Source organism: Desulfocurvibacter africanus subsp. africanus DSM 2603, assembly GCF_000422545.1.
Classification (GTDB): Bacteria; Desulfobacterota; Desulfovibrionia; order Desulfovibrionales; family Desulfovibrionaceae; genus Desulfocurvibacter; species Desulfocurvibacter africanus.
This window is the reverse complement of the sequence record NZ_AULZ01000005.1, coordinates 207,288-222,045: the sequence shown is the minus strand read 5'-3', so window position 1 is coordinate 222,045 and position 14,758 is coordinate 207,288. Positions and strand designations below refer to the sequence as shown.

Sequence of the window (14,758 nt, the reverse complement as noted above, 5' to 3'; positions counted from 1 at the left end):
AGTAGTGTTTTCTTCCATAATTAACTGACCAGCCGGTCATATTATCCAAAATTGTTGCTACGTCAAGTGGTCGGGGAGAATAAGCCGCAGACAATAAAAACAAGCGACGCAGAAGTCACTCGTGACTTGAGAAAGATGAGCGGCGCTGCCTTCAAAAAATATGGTTGTCGAGCTAACCTTTTAAGACCTGGAAAGTCGCTTGCAAGATTACGACAAGGCTGGGCGAGCTTACTTGCGGCATTCAACTAAGCATAAAAAACCAGGATCGGCATTACCCTCCCCGGTCCCATCCACCAGGGTTGTCCTTGATGAACAATGTCCTTGACCGCGCAATTCGTACGCAAGATGCACTATCCGACAACGGATCTTATCCGCTTTTGAAACCATCAGTGGAATCAGAGGACTTCGGAGTCTTACCGGGTGATTGTTTCCGCCCGCCGTGCCGCGCCAACATTGAGCACCTTTTGCTCTTGATTTCTTCCTGCCCATGCTACTACTTAAGACAGGTTCAATTTCCAATCTCGTCCGGAGGAGGCCTGGAATCGTGCTAGCCGGAATAGACGCGGGCTCGGTAAGCATCAAAGTCGCGCTGCTGGATTCGCAGGGCGCAATTGTCGCGGGCGTCTACGAGCGCCATGGCGGACATCCCCTGGAGCGAGCCCTGGACATCCTGGACCGGCTATCGGCCGAGTACCCCGGCCTGCTCGCGGCCTGTACCGGCTCGGCCGGCAGGCGGCTGGCGACGCTGATCGGCTGCCCGCACTACAACGAGCTGGCGGCCTTTGCCTTGTCATCGGCCCGCCTGCTGCCCGGCGTGCGCAGCGTATTCGAGATGGGCGGCGAGGACTCCAAACTCATGCTCCTGGACGGGCACGGCAGCCTCAAGGATTTCGCCCTTAACTCGGTCTGCGCCGCGGGCACGGGCTCGTTCCTGGATCAGCAGGCCGAACGCATGCGCCTGTCCATCGAGGAGTTCGCTGCCCTGGCCCTGCAGAGCGAGAACCCGCCGCGCATAGCCGGCCGCTGCAGCGTGTTCGCCAAATCGGACATGATCCATCTGCAGCAGATCGGCTCGCCGCTCGAGGACATCGTGGCCGGCCTGTGCTTCTCGGTGGCGCGCAACTTCAAGGGCGCCATCGTGCGCGGCAGGCCCGTGGAGCGGCCCGTGGCCTTCATGGGCGGCGTGGCCCTGAATCGCGGCGTGGTGCGCGCATTCCGCGAGGTTTTCGATCTGGCCGAAGACGAGCTGGTCGTCCCCGAGCACCCGACGCTCATGGGCGCCATCGGCGCGGGATTCAAGGCCCAAGCCGAGGGCGCGGCCAAGCCCATGGACCTGGAAGTCCTGCGCTTGGCCCTGGCCGACAACAGTTATGCCGATCCGGGCCAACCGCCGCTGCTGCTGGACGGCGACGAATTCGCGGCCCGGCACTTCGCTCCGGTTCAGGACACGCCCGCGCCCGCCTCCGTCTCCAGGCTGTACATGGGCATCGACGTGGGGTCCATCTCCACCAACCTGGCGCTCATGGACGAGGCGGACAACCTGGTGGCCAAGCGCTACCTGCGCACGGCGTCCCGGCCCATAGAGGCCGTGCGCCAAGGGCTGGCCGAGATCGAGGCCGAGCTGATTGAAAAGTACGGAAAACTGCCCGAGATCGCCGGCGTGGGCACCACGGGCTCGGGCCGCTACATGATCGCCGACTTCTTTTGCGCGGACGTGGTCAAGAACGAGATCACGGCCCAGGCCAAGGCCGCGGCGCACATCGACCCGTCCGTGGACACCATCTTCGAGATCGGCGGCCAGGACTCCAAGTACATCTCGCTCAAGGACGGCATCATCGTCGATTTCGAGATGAACAAGGCCTGCGCCGCCGGCACGGGCTCGTTCCTGGAAGAGCAGGCCGAGAAGCTGTCCATCGCCATCAAGGACGAGTTCGCGCGCCTGGCCCTGGGCTCCGACTCGCCCTGCCGCCTGGGCGAACGCTGCACCGTGTTCATGGAGAATTCCCTCCAGGCCAGCCTGTCTCGCGGCGCTGGCCGCGACGACCTGCTGGCCGGGCTGGCCTACTCCATCGTGGAGAACTACATCGGCCGCGTGGTGGCGGGACGCAGGATCGGCGAGCGCATATTCTTCCAGGGCGGCACGGCCTTCAACAAGGCCGTGGTTGCCGCCTTCGAGAAGTACCTGGGCCGGCAGGTAACCGTGCCGCCGGACCACGATGTGACCGGGGCCATCGGCATGGCCCTCATCGCCCGCGAGCACGCCCAGGGCAAGGGCCCATCGCGTTTCGGCGGCTTCGACATGGCCCGCCGGCCCTACAGCCTCAAGTCCTTCCCCTGCAAGGGCTGCGACAACCTGTGCGAAATCAACCGGGTGAGCATCAAGGGCCGCGAGGACAAGCTCTTCTACGGCGGCCGCTGCGAGAAATGGGATATCCGGCGCCAGAAGGAGGCCACGGTCCCGGACCTGTTCGCCTTCCGCCACCAGGCCCTGACCGGCGCGCACGAGGCCCGGCGCGAGCTGTTCGAGGCCGAGGGCAAACCTGCTCCGCGCGGCCGCCTGGGCCTGCCGCTGGTGTTTTTTCAGCACGACTCGCTGCCCTATTATGCGACCCTGCTGTGGGAGCTGGGCTTCGAGCCCGTGGTCTCGCCGGAGGCCACGCCGCGCATCGTGGGCCTGGGCGTGGAGATGGTCCTGGCCGATACCTGCTTTCCCATCAAGGCCGCACAGGGCCACATTCGCTGGCTCAAGGAGCGGGGCCTGGACAGGATTTTCCTGCCCAGCTTCGTCAACCTCGGGAAACCCGGCGACGCCTGGACCAACTCCCAGGGCTGCCCGCTGACTCAATCCTTTCCGTACCAGGTGCGCGCGGCCTTCCCGGAGCTGACCGTCATCGCGCCGGACGTGAGCCTGAGCTGGGGCGAGCGGCACCACTTTGATCGGCTGCGCAAGGCCTTGGCTCCCTTCGGCGTGCGCGGCAACGAGCTGCGCAAGGCCATGGCCCGCGCCAAGGAGGCCCAGGAGCGCTTCCACGCGGCCATCCAGGCCAAGGGCCGCGAGTTCCTGTCCACGTTGAACAGCCGGGCCCTGGTGATCATGGGCCGGCCCTACAATGCCTTCGACATGGGCATGAACCTGGAGATTCCGCGCAAGCTGGCCAGCCTGGACGAGCCGTGCATCCCCATGGACTTTCTGCCCAGCGAGGAGCTGGCCGGCGAGGTCGCGGCCGACTGGCCGCACATGTACTGGCGCTCGGGCCAGCGCATCCTGACCGCCGCACGCTACATCCGCAACCACCCGCATCTTTTCCCGCTGTTCATCGGCAACTTTTCCTGCGGTCCGGACTCCTTCATCCTCAAGTACTTTGAGGAGGAGCTGCGAGGCCATCCGGCCTTGCACCTTGAGATCGACGAGCATTCGGCCGACGCGGGCGTCATCACCCGCCTGGAGGCCTTCCTGGACAGCCTCACGGCCATGGGCCACGCCAAGCCCGGCCCGGTCGAGCGCAAGTCGCGCGGAGTGCCCAGGCCGACGCGCTCGCGCGATATCGTCATGCACGTGCCGCGCATGAGCGATCACGCCTTGGGCCTGGTCGCGGCCTTCCGCTACTGCGGCGTGGATGCGCGGATCATGGAGGAGACCGACGACGAGGCCGTGGCCCTGGCCCGCAAGTTCGTCACGGGCAAGGAGTGCTATCCCTGCGCCGTGACCACGGGCGACATGCTAAAGATATGCTTCACGCCGGGTTTCGACCCCAACCGGCAAGCCTTCTTCATGCCCTCGGGCACCGGGCCGTGTCGCTTCGGCCAGTACAACGTGTTCCAGCGCATGGTCCTGGAGCGAGCAGGCTTCGGCCAAGCCAAGGTCTACTCGCCCGAGCAGAGCGAGACCTTCTACGAAGAGCTTGGCGTGGAGGGCTCGGATTTCGCCCGCAAGTCCTGGCAGGCCATCGTGGCCATCAGCCTGCTGCAGAAATGCCTGCATGAGACACGGCCCCTGGAAGTCCAGGCCGGCCAGTGCGACGCCCTGTACGCGGACTACCTTCCGCGCGTGTGCATGGCGGTGGAGCGGCGGGGCGCGGAGCTGGAGTCCGTGCTGGCGGACATGCGCCTGGACTTCGAGGACGTGGAGCGCACGGGCGAGAGCAAGCCGCTCATCGGCATCGTGGGCGAGATCTTCGTGCGCTCCAACCCCTTCTCCAACGAGCAGCTCGTGCAGGCCGTGGAGAATCTGGGCGGCCGGGCCTGGCTCGCGCCCGTGGACGAGTGGATCTATTACGTGGCGGCCATGGCCAAGCGCCGCGCCGTGCGCAAGCGCGACGTGCGCCACCTGCTGCAATTGGCCATCAAGGATTTCGTGCAGAAGCGCATCAGCCACCGCTACGAGCACATCTTCGACGGATTCCTGGAGACCGCGCCCGAGCCGCACGTGGGAGAGGTCATGCGCCTGGCCGCGCCGTATGTGCACATATCCTTCGAGGGCGAGGCCATTCTGTCCGTGGGCAAGGCCGTGGACATGTGCCGCCAGGGCGCGGCGGGCATCATCAACGCCATGCCCTTCGGCTGCATGCCCGGCACCGTGACCACTGCGCTGCTGCACCCCGTGTCCGAACGCTTCGGCGTGCCGACAATCTCCATGCCCTTCGACGGCTCCCGCTCACCCAGCCTGGGCCTTACACTAGAGACGTTCATGGAGCAGGCGCGGGCCCGGCAACGCGGCGAGCGGGGCGGGCGGCAGGTGCAGGCCTAAAGCAATTTGTGTTTGAACTGAGAGAGGGCGCTGCCCTCTCTCAGACTCTCTCCCGCCAGGGAAATGATTGCCCTGGACCCTCCATTATTTGCAACGTGCTGTCGCGTGCGGAGTGAGCTTCGCGCGATGCTTCCAACGATGGCGGTTTCGCATCCGGCGGAATCCGGTGAGCAGCCGCCATGCGGTTTTGGCTTCCGGGCATGCGGGTCCGGGCTTGACGCTCCTCAGGCCCGGGCCTACACCACGGCCTGTCCCATCGAACCTTTTCCACGAGGCTGCAATGGACCTGCAGGCATTCTTCCGCAACGAAGTAAAGCCGGCCCTGGGCTGCACCGAGCCGGCGTGCGTGGCGCTCGCCGCGGCCGCCGCCGCGCGCCAGCTCGGCTCAAGCCTCGAGCGGATTCACCTGCGCCTGTCGGCCAACATCGCCAAGAACGGCATGCACGTAGGCATCCCCGGCGCTCCGGGCCTGCGCGGGAACCTGCTGGCGGCCGCCCTGGGCGCCCTCGCAGGAGAGCCGGACAAAGGCCTGCTCGTCCTGGAGCGAGTCGCTCCCCAGGATGTGGCAGCCGCCAAGGCCTTGCTCGAGGCCGGGGCCGTCAGCCTGGAGATCGTCCACGATGTGCCCGCCGTCTACGCCGAGGCCGAGCTGACCGGCCGTGACGGGCGCTCGGCTTCCGCCGTCGTGGCTTTCGCCCACGATTTCCTGCACGAAGTCCGCCGCGAAGGGCTCGTTGTCAGCCGGGCCGGCGAAGCGCAAAGCGGTCGCTCCGATCTTCCTTCATACATCAAGGACCTTTCGCGCCTGAGCTTCAGCCAGATCTGGAGCCTGGCGGAAAGCATAGACGAAGGCCTCCAGGCCTTCCTGCTGCATGGCGCGGCCATGAACCTGAAGGTGGCCGAGGAGGGCTTGGCCTCTCCCTGGGGTCTCGGAGTCGGTCATGGATTGCGTCAGTGCGGGCCAGCGAACGACCTGCTCTGGGACATCAAGGCCTGGTCGGCCGCCGCCGCCGATGTGCGCATGGCCGGAGGTTCCCAGGCCGTCATGAGCAGCGCGGGTTCCGGAAACCACGGCCTCACGGCCATCATTCCTCCGGCTCTGTACGCCAGGGCCAGCGGCTGCGACGACCGCGCATTGTCCGAAGCCCTCGCCTTGAGCCATCTGGTGACGGGCTACATCAAGGCCCGCACCGGCAAGCTCACTCCCGTCTGCGGCTGCGCGGTCGCCGCCGGCTCGGGCGCGGCGGCGGCGTTGACCCGCCTGAACGGCGGCACTCCTCGTCAAGCCGAGGCCGCCATCGGCAACGTGCTTTCCGCGGTCCTGGGCATGATCTGCGACGGAGCCAAGGCTTCATGCGCCCTGAAGGTCTCCACGGCCGCCGGAGAAGCCTTCACGGCCGCCAGGCTGGCGCTGCACGGAGCCGGCATCTCGGACAGGCAAGGCGTCATCGGGCTCGATTTTTCCGATAACGCCAGGGTGGTGGGCGAACTCTCGTCCCTTGGCTTTGGGGCCGTGGACGGAGTCATTCTCCGGCTCCTGGATTCCACGAACTGACGGCGTTTAGGGTCAAGCATCCGGATTCATGACGGAGCCTGGACGCCAGGAGCGAAGCGTTCAGTCGATGCCCGCCACATGTCCGGTGTCGTCGCAGAAATCGCACTTCTCAAGATCAATGGTCCTGCTGGCCTTGCCGCACGTCCAACAATACACGCGGTTGACGACCTTCTCGCCGCCGCACTCGGGGCATTCCTCGCCTTTCCACTCGCCTGTGCCGTCGCAGGTCGGGCACTGCACTTTTTCAACTTTTCTTTCTTCCATGCCGCGCCTCCTTGCAGCGAATGCTTGGGGTGATCAGTGGCGAATATACGATTTGGCGAAAAGAAGGGGAAGGATTAACGACGGGAATGTGGACTTCCCGGCTGTGCCTGCGGGCGGATCGTGTTAAGGCAATCGGACGGACGCACACGCAATCCAAGGAGCGATGACATGCCCAACCCGCCCGCGATCGGTTCCCTGGCCCCGGACTTCTGCCTTCCCTCACCGGCGGGCACGAAGGTCTGCCTGTCGAACCTGCGAGGCCAGTGGGTGGTGGTCTACTTTTATCCCCGCGACGCCTCCACGGGCTGCACGGCCGAAGCCATGGAGTTCAACGAACGGCTGCGGGAGTTTCATGGCCTGGATTGCGTGGTGCTGGGCATCAGCCGCGACTCCTTGGCCTCGCACGAGCGCTTCATCGACAAGTGCAAGCTCATGGTGCCGCTGCTCTCGGACGAGGGGCTGTCGGCCATCGAGGCATACGGGGCTTGGCGGGCCAAGAAGGTCTACGGCAAGGAGACCATGGGCGTGGTGCGCTCGACCTACCTCGTGGACCCGCAGGGCGTGGTGCGCGCGGCCTGGCCCAGCGTACGCAGGGCCTCGGGCCACGCCGCCGAGGTGCTCGAAAAGTTCAGGGAGATAGTTGTTGGGCTGGCGGAGGCGGGCAAGTGCAAGTGAAAGGAGGTCGTCCTGTCGTCTCAGGGCGTCGTGCGCCGAAAGAGGTATTCATCCGCGCCGGGCACACTCACTAGCCAGCCCTCGGTTGCCGGGCGGCCGGTGATGACTCCGCCGTCGCGCGTGTGTAGGACCAGCTTTCCTTGGCGCAGAGACCAGCTGAAGGAAATCTCGTCCATGTCCGTTTTCCACACGCCCCGCCCATCTTCCTGCAGGACCATGCTCACGGGTCCGGAGGGCGGCTGCGCGTCATAAGCGCCCACGGCTTCCCCGCGTCGGCAGGCGGGCGCGAGGGCCAGTGCGGCCGTCAGGGCCAGGGCGGTCAGCAGTCGCGGAATCATGCCTCGATCTCCTTGAAGCCCTGCAGGAAGATCTTGTCGAGCTGAAGCCAGGAATCGAAACGGGTCGCGTGCAGGGCCATGACCATCCAGGTCAGGTCGCGGACCACCGTGCGCCAGCTTATGGCGTCCTCCAGGGAGTGGAAGCAGCCGCAGCTTATGGGCGCATCGCGCAGCAGATTGACGAAGATGGCCAGGGTGAACATCGCCAGCAATCCCGCCATGGCCAGGCCCACGGTGCGCACGCGCACCCCGGCCAGGAACAGCAGGCCGCAGACCAGCTCGAACCAGGGCATGGCCACGGCCAGGAAATTCACGGACCACCAGGGCACAAGCTGATAGCTGGCGATAGTTTCGGCGAACTCGGCCGCGTAGTTGATCTTGTACATGCTCGCGTAGACGAACAGCCCGCCCAGATAGAGGCGGAAGATCAGCGCGAGCAGTGGATGGCTCAGTAGGCGCGGAATACCACTCATGGCTTGGCTTCCTTGGATTCCAGCGAGAAGCCGGCCTTGCGCCAGGCGTCCAGACCACCATCCAGAAGCACCACCGACTCGTGACCTCGCAGGGACAGCTTTTCGGCTACCTGACGATCGTAGAGCAAGCTCACACTACGGCCATAGACGATGATGGGCGCATCCAGAGGCAAGTCGGCGAAGCGCATGGCGTAGACGAAATCGAACAGGGCCGGCGTCAGGTTCACGGCGCCGGGTATGCTCTCCTGCTGGAAGAACTCGGCCGGCCGGGCATCGATGAGCACGGCGCGGCCTGCGTCCAGCTCCGCCTTGACCACAAAGGCGGTCACGGCCGGCGGACCGGGATTGAACAGGGCCTTGGGAACTATCTCCACCCTGCCGGGGCTGACCAGGTTATAGAGCAGGCCCAGGCACAGGCTGGCCAGCAGAATCAATATCAGATCGCGCCAGGAAAAGCGCTTCAGGCGCTCCATCTCGCCGCGCAGGGCGGCGGCGATGCGCATCTTGGCGGCCTGGAGCAGGTCGATTTCTTTTTTGGCGTTGGTCAGCTGGGCGATGGTTTCGATCAGTTCGCTGTTGCGTTGCGAGAGATTCAGGTTCAGGCGCTTCGCTGTCTCGTGCTGACGGGCGCCATCCAGGCTCAGCATGAAGCTGTCGAGCTGCGCCTGCAGGAGCTCCTGCTCCGCGCGGGCCATTTCCCGGCCCGAGATGCGCGGGCCGAGGGCGAGTACGCCACGGCATTGTTCGTCCACCGCGAAAAGCAGCACAATCCGGGGTTCGCCCGGCAATCCCGTCGGCGGTTGAGCCAATATCCGCGACTCGAGCGGATGGGGCATGCGGTCCTTGGAAGCCACGAACAAGCCAAGCAAGGTCTGGCGGGCCGACGGCGTGACAAGAAGCGCGCGTTCCTGCTCCGAAAGCCCCAGGGCAGCCAAGGCGGGAACATCGTCCGCGTCATCCAGCACGGCCAGGAAGGCCCGCTCCAGGCCGAAGCTGCCGGCCACGGTCTTGAGAAAGGTATCCATGGCCCTGGCCGGGTCCAGTTCGCCGGACAGCTCGCGAGTGGTCTCGAAAAGCACGGACAGATGGAAGTTGCGGCGGTCCAGTTCGTCCTGGGTCGTGGCCATGGCGGCCATGGCTTTCTCCAGGCGCTCCGTGCGCTCCGCCAGGACGCGGCTCATGCGCGCAACGGCTTCGGCGTTGCCCGCGCAGCGGACGGCCATGCTTATGTTGCCGATGAGCTTTTCCAGGTAGACGACCTCTTCCGCGTCCAGCAGCGCATCGGTGAGTCTTCCGCCCAGTATTGCCAGGCCGCGCAGGTCCTGGTCCACGGACCATACGGCCAAGGCTTCGGCGCTTTCGGGTAGGAGTCCGTTGCGCCCCAGATGCTGACCCGTGAGCAACACGGGAGGCTGGCCTGGGTCCGGGGGAGCGGCTCCGGCCGCCTCGGGCGTGGTGAAGAAGCGTGCCGACAGGCTGGGAGCCGCGACCGCCAGCCTGGAAAGCTCGGGCGTTTCCAGGCCTCGGCTGGCCTGGGCCAGAGTCTGGCCGTCGGGCGTACACAACGCGATGAAGCCCCAGGTAAGGCCCAGAGGGCCCATGGCCATGGGCAGGAAAGCGCGAATGATGCCGGCGGGGGTGGCCTGGCCGGCCAACTCGCGGGTGATCTCGGCCAGGGACTCCAGCAGAAAGACCTTGCGGTCTAGAACCCAGTCTCCCGTAGCGGAGTCAGATCGGGCTATGTGGACATCCATGCTCATGAGACTACCCGAGCGCAAAAGTGAACTGTCCGCGGAAGGGCTGCCTGCATGGCGCTAACGCAGCAGGTCCCGGATGCGGGCGAAGAGCGCGTCCACATCCTCGATGACACCCAGATGGGCGAAACGCACGGTGCCCGTCTTGTCCACCAGCAGGGTGAAGGGGGTCAGGGGCTCGCCCAGGATCTTGTGCACGCGGTAATCGGGGTCGGGCGCCACAGGGTATGCGTAGCCGCCTTTGGCGCGCAGGTAGGCGGTTTCCTGCGGCGTGCCGCCGGCGGCCAGGCCGAGCATCGCGACCCGCCCCTTCAAGCCGGCTCTCTTGAGCTTCGCTGCGAGCGAGTTGAAGCCAGGGAGCTGGCGATGGCACTGCGGACAGTAAACTCCGATGACCTCGAGGAGCACCATCTCGGACTGAAGCTGGGCCAAACCGAAAGGGGCATCGACGGCTATGCCCAAATCCGCCGCGCTTGCGGGATCGCCAGGCGAATCCATGCTAAAGTCGGGCAGCCTGTCTCCCTCGGCCGGTAGCCCTGCCGCGGAAGCCTTCCAGGCCAGGCTGGCAAAACAGGCCGCACAGGCAAGACAGGCAAAAATAGCGCGCAGGCAGGATGCGGCACGCATATAGCGGTTTGTCATGGCTGGCCTCGCACGTTGTCTGGGTTAAGGCCGACTGAGCGAACTCAGCGCCTCTTCCTGGCTGGCGAAGACCGGGGCCAGCTTGGTGATGCCTACGATATCGAAGACCTTGCGGAAGTTGTCCGACAGCCCGGATATGGCCAAGGGGATTTCGCGCTTGCGGGTATCGAGCAGGAGCTGGGTAAGAATGGCGATGCCGGCGCCGTTTATGGAGGCATTGTCCGAGAAGCGCAGCAGCAGCCCGCCCTTGTGGCTGCTGGCCTGCTCGAAGGCTTTTTGCAGGTAGGGCTCGGAGCGCGAGGTGACGTTGCCCTGGATGTCGATGATGCCCTTGTCGTCCTGGCTGGTGACCGCGACCTCCTCGACCTTGTTGCGGGCCAGGCGAATGCGCTCGCCGGCCCGATTCAGGGCGTTGTCCAGATCCTGCTTGCGGATGGGCTTGTTGATGAAGTCCGTGGCGTCCAGGTTCAGGGCCTTGATGGCCAGATCCATGTCGCCATGGCCGGTGATGACGATGACCTCGGTGTGCGGGTCAATCTCCTTGATGCGTCCCAGCACCTCGATACCGTCCATGCCCGGCATCTTGATGTCCGTGAGCACGATGGGCGGCTTTTCGCGCTGGAAGACGTCCAAGCCCTCCTCGCCGTTCTCAGCAGTCAGGACCTCGAAGCCATAGGCTCCCAAAAAGAGCCGGAACATGGCTAGAGTGGGCTTTTCGTCATCGATGATGAGGATCTTGTGCATGGCTCCCGCCTTATGCTTGCGGCTTGGCCGCCGGGAAGGTCAGGGTGAAGGTGCTGCCCTCGCCCTTCCTGCTCCGGATACGGATGTCGCCATTGTAATCCTTTACAATGCCATACGAAATGGACAGGCCCAGGCCCATGCCCTGGCCAAGCTCCTTGGTGGTGAAGAACGGCTCGAAGACCTTGTGCAGGTCATCTTCGGCGATGCCTACGCCTGTATCGGACACGGACACGGTGACGGATCCGTTGTCGGCCGAGGTGCGGATGACGATCTTGCCGTCTCCGGGCACGCGGTCGCCGCGGTCGAGGATGGCGTCGCGCGCGTTGGAAACCAGGTTGAAAAGCACCTGCTGCAGCCGGTTGTCGTGGGCCAGGATGGTCGGCAGATTCTCGGCCAGGTCCAGTTCCACGTCCACGTTGGAAAGCTTGAACTGCTGGCCCACGATGTTCATGACCCCGCGGATGGAGCGGTTCACGTCGAGCAGTTCCTTGACGAAATGGGCCTTGCGGCCGAAGGCGCGCAAGGTATTGATGATTTCCGTGGCTCGGTCCACCTGCGCGCTTATCTCGACCGTGACCTGATGCATGTTTTCAGTGGGTATTTCACGGCCCTGCTCGCTCATCATGCTCAGGAAGTCGCTGCCCATCTTGATGGCGTTGAGGGGCTGGTTCAACTCGTGGGCGATGCCGGCGCTCATTTCGCCCAGGGTCTTCATCTTGCTGGCCTGAATGAGCTGGGCGTCCTTCTCGATCATCTCGGTGATGTCCGTCACGGCGATGATCACGGCGTGGCGGCCCTTGTAGCTGATGGGGCAGGCGTGCAGATTCACGTAAAAGGGCTGCCTGCCCCTCTTGAAATGCATGATCTTGGTCAGGTAGACGCAGGATTTCTCCTCGCCAAGAGTATCGAAATACGGCCGGCATTGACTGTTGAAGTCCGGGTCCAGGTCCATGAAGTTCATGCCCTGAAGCTCGCCCCTGCTGTAGCCGTACAGTTCCTCGGCGCGGGGGTTGGCGTCCAGGATGGACACGTCCTCATGATCCACCACGAAAACCGGGTCCGGTCCCGAGACGAACAGTGAGCGATACTTCTCCTCGGACTCGCGCAGTCGGCGGCGGTAGAGCTTGATGGACCAGACCATGTTGCGGAAGGAATCGGCCAATTGGGAGACTTCGTCGCCGGGGCGCTTACGGTAGAAATTGCATTTTGCGCAGGTGTGCAACCGCTCGCCGTCGTCAGGGGCCTGGGCGGTCTGGTCGAAGTGCCAGCAGGGCAGGTCCGTGTTGCGGTAGGCCGGGCAGTCCAGGACGTTCCAGCCGGAATCGGCGAAGTCGAGCTTTATGTCGAAATTGCCGCGCGAAAGCTCGTCGGAAATGCTTATGAGCTTCTGAATGGGCCGGGTGATGCTGCTCGTCAGACGCAAGCTGACCGCGAAGACGATGATAATGATGAGCAGTATGAATCCCAAAAAGGTGATGCGCAGCTTGCCCACTAGATTGTCGATGTGCTCCTTGTTCAGGCCCACGTGCACGGTGCCGATCTGATAGATGCCCTCTTTGACCGGCACGGCGATGTCCAGGGCCTGCTGACCGAAGACCTCCACGCTTTCGAAGGCCTGGGGTACTTCCTGGTCCAGGATGTTGGCCCGCTTGAGATCCGGGGGGAAAGGCCGGGTGAACGTGTGGGCCAGAATCTCGGAGTCCGTGTCGGTGATGAAGATATAGGCGATGAGCTGTCGCCGTTCGCCGAGATGAGCCGTGTCGAAGACCAGGCTGACCATCTGCGGAGTGTTCTTGTCCAGAATGTAGCCGCTGGCCCGGTCAGCGATGGATTGGGCGATGGCCAAGCCGCGGTGCTGCAGCTCGCTGGTCAGGCTGGAGACGAGAATCCAGCGCGCGAGGAAGGCTATTGCCACGCTGATGAACAGAATGACCGCCAGGATGGAGAAGAAGATTTTGCTTTTGAGGCCTAGCGCGCGCAATCTCTTCATGATGATTCCGCGGGCCCGCGCTTCTTGATGAGAGCCCTGCGCAGATCTGACCAGTCCTTGATGGGCGCGAATGAGCCGTTCGTGAGCTTCGTGAAGTAGACCTGGTCCAGCCCCTGGTGGTCATCGGGGCCGAAGATCACGGAGATGCCATGCACCAGGGCGTAGTCCTGCATGGACTCGATGGCGTCGATGAATTTCTCGCGGGTCAGATCAGGGCCGGCGCGGCGCAGGCCCTCCACGAGCACTCTTGCGTTGAGGAAAGCTTCCAGGCCCACGTAGTTGGGCTTATCCTGCGGATAATAGTGGCTGAGCAGATTGGCGTAATCGGCCACATCATGGCCTTCGCCGTGCAGATCCTGCATGGGCGGCGGAACGACCTGGGACATCAGCACCAGGGCGTCTTCCTCACCCTCCAGCCTCCGCGCCAACTCCTCGGCTCCGACGAAGGACACATGATAGAACAGCGGATCGAAGCCCTGGGCCCGGGCCTTGTGCACGAATGTGGCGCAGACCTCGTAGGTGCCGATCATGAACACGACCTCGGCTCCCGAGGAAGCGATTTTATCCAGGCCTTCGTCCACTTGGTCCGTGCCGCGGATGTAGTTGCCCTTGGCGATGGGCGCCAGGCCGTACTTCTTGAGAGCCAGTTCGGTGCCGGTCAGGCCGTCGAAGCCGTAAGCGTCGTATTGATAGAAGACCGCGATCTTGGACAGGCCCAGGTCCTCGACCATGTGCCGCACGGCCTCTTCCGTTTCCTTGTAATATGAGGGCCGGACGTTGATGAGATAACGGTTGAAGGGCACGCGCAGGTCGTTGGCGCCGGTGAACATTCCCACCAGCGGGATGGCCGCCTGATCAACCAAAGGAATGATCTTGACCGTGGTCGGCGTGCCTACGTAGCAGGACAGGGCGAAAACTTGGTCCTCGATGATGAGCTTCTGGGTATTGGCCAGGCAGCGGGGTGGGTCGTATGCGTCGTCGTAGGCCACGAGGCTGATCTTGCGGCCGTGCACGCCGCCCTGCTCGTTGACGTGATCCAGATAGGCCATCGCGCCACGCAGTGTCTGGATGCCCAGATATTGCGCATGACCCGACAGGGGCAGGGACGCGCCGATGCGGATCTCGTCGTCGCTCACACCCAGAGGCCGGCCGCCCTGCTCGTCGAGTACGGCCTCTTGACCGCAGCCGACCAGAAAGCCTGCGACTGTGAGCAGGCCGAGCAGCAACAGCTTCTTGAATATTTGCATGTCCTGTCCCAAGTGACTTGGCCAGATATGATATCTTTTACCAATTGCTATCTCCATAGCGTAAGGCCGTCAAGAACGCCAGGCGCGGAATCTTTATCCGTTGCGGATGGAATCCCTTGAGCCATGCGCGATAATCCATCCTCGGCTCATTGCATCATCCGCCAAGCGTCCGCCCAGCGTATGGAGAATGCATCGATGTGAGCTGGAAGCATCCGTCAAGGGTGCCTGCATCGATCAGTAATCAAAGCAGGAGCATGGGATACTATCATGGCGAATGCTCCCTGGATCAGACACCAGACGGCATCCACAACCACCAGCTCGCACAACGT

General features: G+C 63.8%; 11 protein-coding genes. 3 read left to right on the top strand and 8 right to left on the bottom strand.

Annotated features, from left to right (window positions below):
• Positions 1-544 precede the first annotated feature (544 nt).
• Together H585_RS0105185 and H585_RS0105180 are read left to right on the top strand one after the other, a co-directional pair.
• Positions 545-4,747: an acyl-CoA dehydratase activase gene (locus H585_RS0105185; RefSeq protein WP_027367040.1), complete on the top strand. Its 4,203-nt coding sequence runs from the start codon at positions 545-547 to the stop codon at positions 4,745-4,747.
• 280 nt (positions 4,748-5,027) lie between these two features.
• On the top strand, positions 5,028-6,302 hold the full coding sequence (locus H585_RS0105180) for an L-cysteine desulfidase family protein (protein ID WP_027367039.1): 1,275 nt from the start codon (positions 5,028-5,030) through the stop codon (positions 6,300-6,302).
• Between the two features lie 60 nt (positions 6,303-6,362).
• Here H585_RS0105180 and H585_RS0105175 read toward each other — a convergent pair whose 3' ends face one another.
• Positions 6,363-6,566: a hypothetical protein gene (locus H585_RS0105175; RefSeq protein ID WP_014259359.1), complete on the bottom strand. Its 204-nt coding sequence runs from the start codon at positions 6,564-6,566 to the stop codon at positions 6,363-6,365.
• A 168-nt stretch (positions 6,567-6,734) separates the two neighbouring features.
• Here H585_RS0105175 and H585_RS0105170 point away from each other — a divergent pair, with 168 nt between their 5' ends.
• Entirely contained in the window at positions 6,735-7,241 is a 507-nt protein-coding gene (locus H585_RS0105170) for a peroxiredoxin (RefSeq protein WP_027367038.1), read from the top strand.
• Positions 7,242-7,261: 20 nt separating this feature from the next.
• Here the strand turns inward: H585_RS0105170 and H585_RS0105165 are convergent, their stop codons facing one another.
• The 7 genes from H585_RS0105165 to H585_RS0105135 are packed head-to-tail and all read right to left on the bottom strand — an operon-like array spanning position 7,262 to position 14,429.
• A complete protein-coding gene (locus tag H585_RS0105165; RefSeq protein ID WP_027367037.1) occupies positions 7,262-7,579 on the bottom strand; it encodes a hypothetical protein in 318 nt (105 codons plus the stop codon).
• Entirely contained in the window at positions 7,576-8,052 is a 477-nt protein-coding gene (locus tag H585_RS0105160; RefSeq protein WP_027367036.1) for a MauE/DoxX family redox-associated membrane protein, read from the bottom strand. The genes H585_RS0105165 and H585_RS0105160 overlap by 4 nt, the downstream gene beginning before the upstream one ends.
• Positions 8,049-9,812, bottom strand: a complete 1,764-nt coding sequence (locus H585_RS0105155; RefSeq protein ID WP_027367035.1) for a rhodanese-like domain-containing protein — start codon at positions 9,810-9,812, stop codon at positions 8,049-8,051. The genes H585_RS0105160 and H585_RS0105155 overlap by 4 nt, the downstream gene beginning before the upstream one ends.
• 54 nt (positions 9,813-9,866) lie before the next feature.
• Complete coding sequence (locus H585_RS0105150) at positions 9,867-10,448, bottom strand: peroxiredoxin family protein (RefSeq protein ID WP_027367034.1); 582 nt, start codon at positions 10,446-10,448, stop codon at positions 9,867-9,869.
• Between the two features lie 24 nt (positions 10,449-10,472).
• Complete coding sequence (locus tag H585_RS0105145; RefSeq protein WP_014259365.1) at positions 10,473-11,192, bottom strand: response regulator; 720 nt, start codon at positions 11,190-11,192, stop codon at positions 10,473-10,475.
• A gap of 10 nt (positions 11,193-11,202) precedes the next feature.
• Positions 11,203-13,182 carry an ATP-binding protein gene (locus H585_RS0105140; RefSeq protein ID WP_034627189.1) on the bottom strand — a complete coding sequence of 660 codons (1,980 nt, stop codon included), beginning with the start codon at positions 13,180-13,182 and terminating at the stop codon, positions 11,203-11,205.
• The gene (locus tag H585_RS0105135; RefSeq protein WP_034627187.1) at positions 13,179-14,429 is read right to left on the bottom strand and encodes an ABC transporter substrate-binding protein; all 1,251 of its coding nucleotides are present in this window, start codon (positions 14,427-14,429) and stop codon (positions 13,179-13,181) included. The genes H585_RS0105140 and H585_RS0105135 overlap by 4 nt, the downstream gene beginning before the upstream one ends.
• Between the last annotated feature and the right edge of the window lie 329 nt (positions 14,430-14,758).

What these genes read in the sequence shown, in the direction of transcription:
- H585_RS0105180 (WP_027367039.1), top strand. Translation starts at nt 5,028, where the DNA reads ATGGACCTGCAGGCATTCTTCCGCAACGAAGTAAAGCCGGCCCTGGGC.
- H585_RS0105175 (WP_014259359.1), bottom strand. Translation starts at nt 6,566, where the DNA reads ATGGAAGAAAGAAAAGTTGAAAAAGTGCAGTGCCCGACCTGCGACGGC.
- H585_RS0105170 (WP_027367038.1), top strand. Translation starts at nt 6,735, where the DNA reads ATGCCCAACCCGCCCGCGATCGGTTCCCTGGCCCCGGACTTCTGCCTT.
- H585_RS0105165 (WP_027367037.1), bottom strand. Translation starts at nt 7,579, where the DNA reads ATGATTCCGCGACTGCTGACCGCCCTGGCCCTGACGGCCGCACTGGCC.
- H585_RS0105160 (WP_027367036.1), bottom strand. Translation starts at nt 8,052, where the DNA reads ATGAGTGGTATTCCGCGCCTACTGAGCCATCCACTGCTCGCGCTGATC.
- H585_RS0105155 (WP_027367035.1), bottom strand. Translation starts at nt 9,812, where the DNA reads ATGAGCATGGATGTCCACATAGCCCGATCTGACTCCGCTACGGGAGAC.
- H585_RS0105150 (WP_027367034.1), bottom strand. Translation starts at nt 10,448, where the DNA reads ATGACAAACCGCTATATGCGTGCCGCATCCTGCCTGCGCGCTATTTTT.
- H585_RS0105145 (WP_014259365.1), bottom strand. Translation starts at nt 11,192, where the DNA reads ATGCACAAGATCCTCATCATCGATGACGAAAAGCCCACTCTAGCCATG.
- H585_RS0105140 (WP_034627189.1), bottom strand. Translation starts at nt 13,182, where the DNA reads ATGAAGAGATTGCGCGCGCTAGGCCTCAAAAGCAAAATCTTCTTCTCC.
- H585_RS0105135 (WP_034627187.1), bottom strand. Translation starts at nt 14,429, where the DNA reads ATGCAAATATTCAAGAAGCTGTTGCTGCTCGGCCTGCTCACAGTCGCA.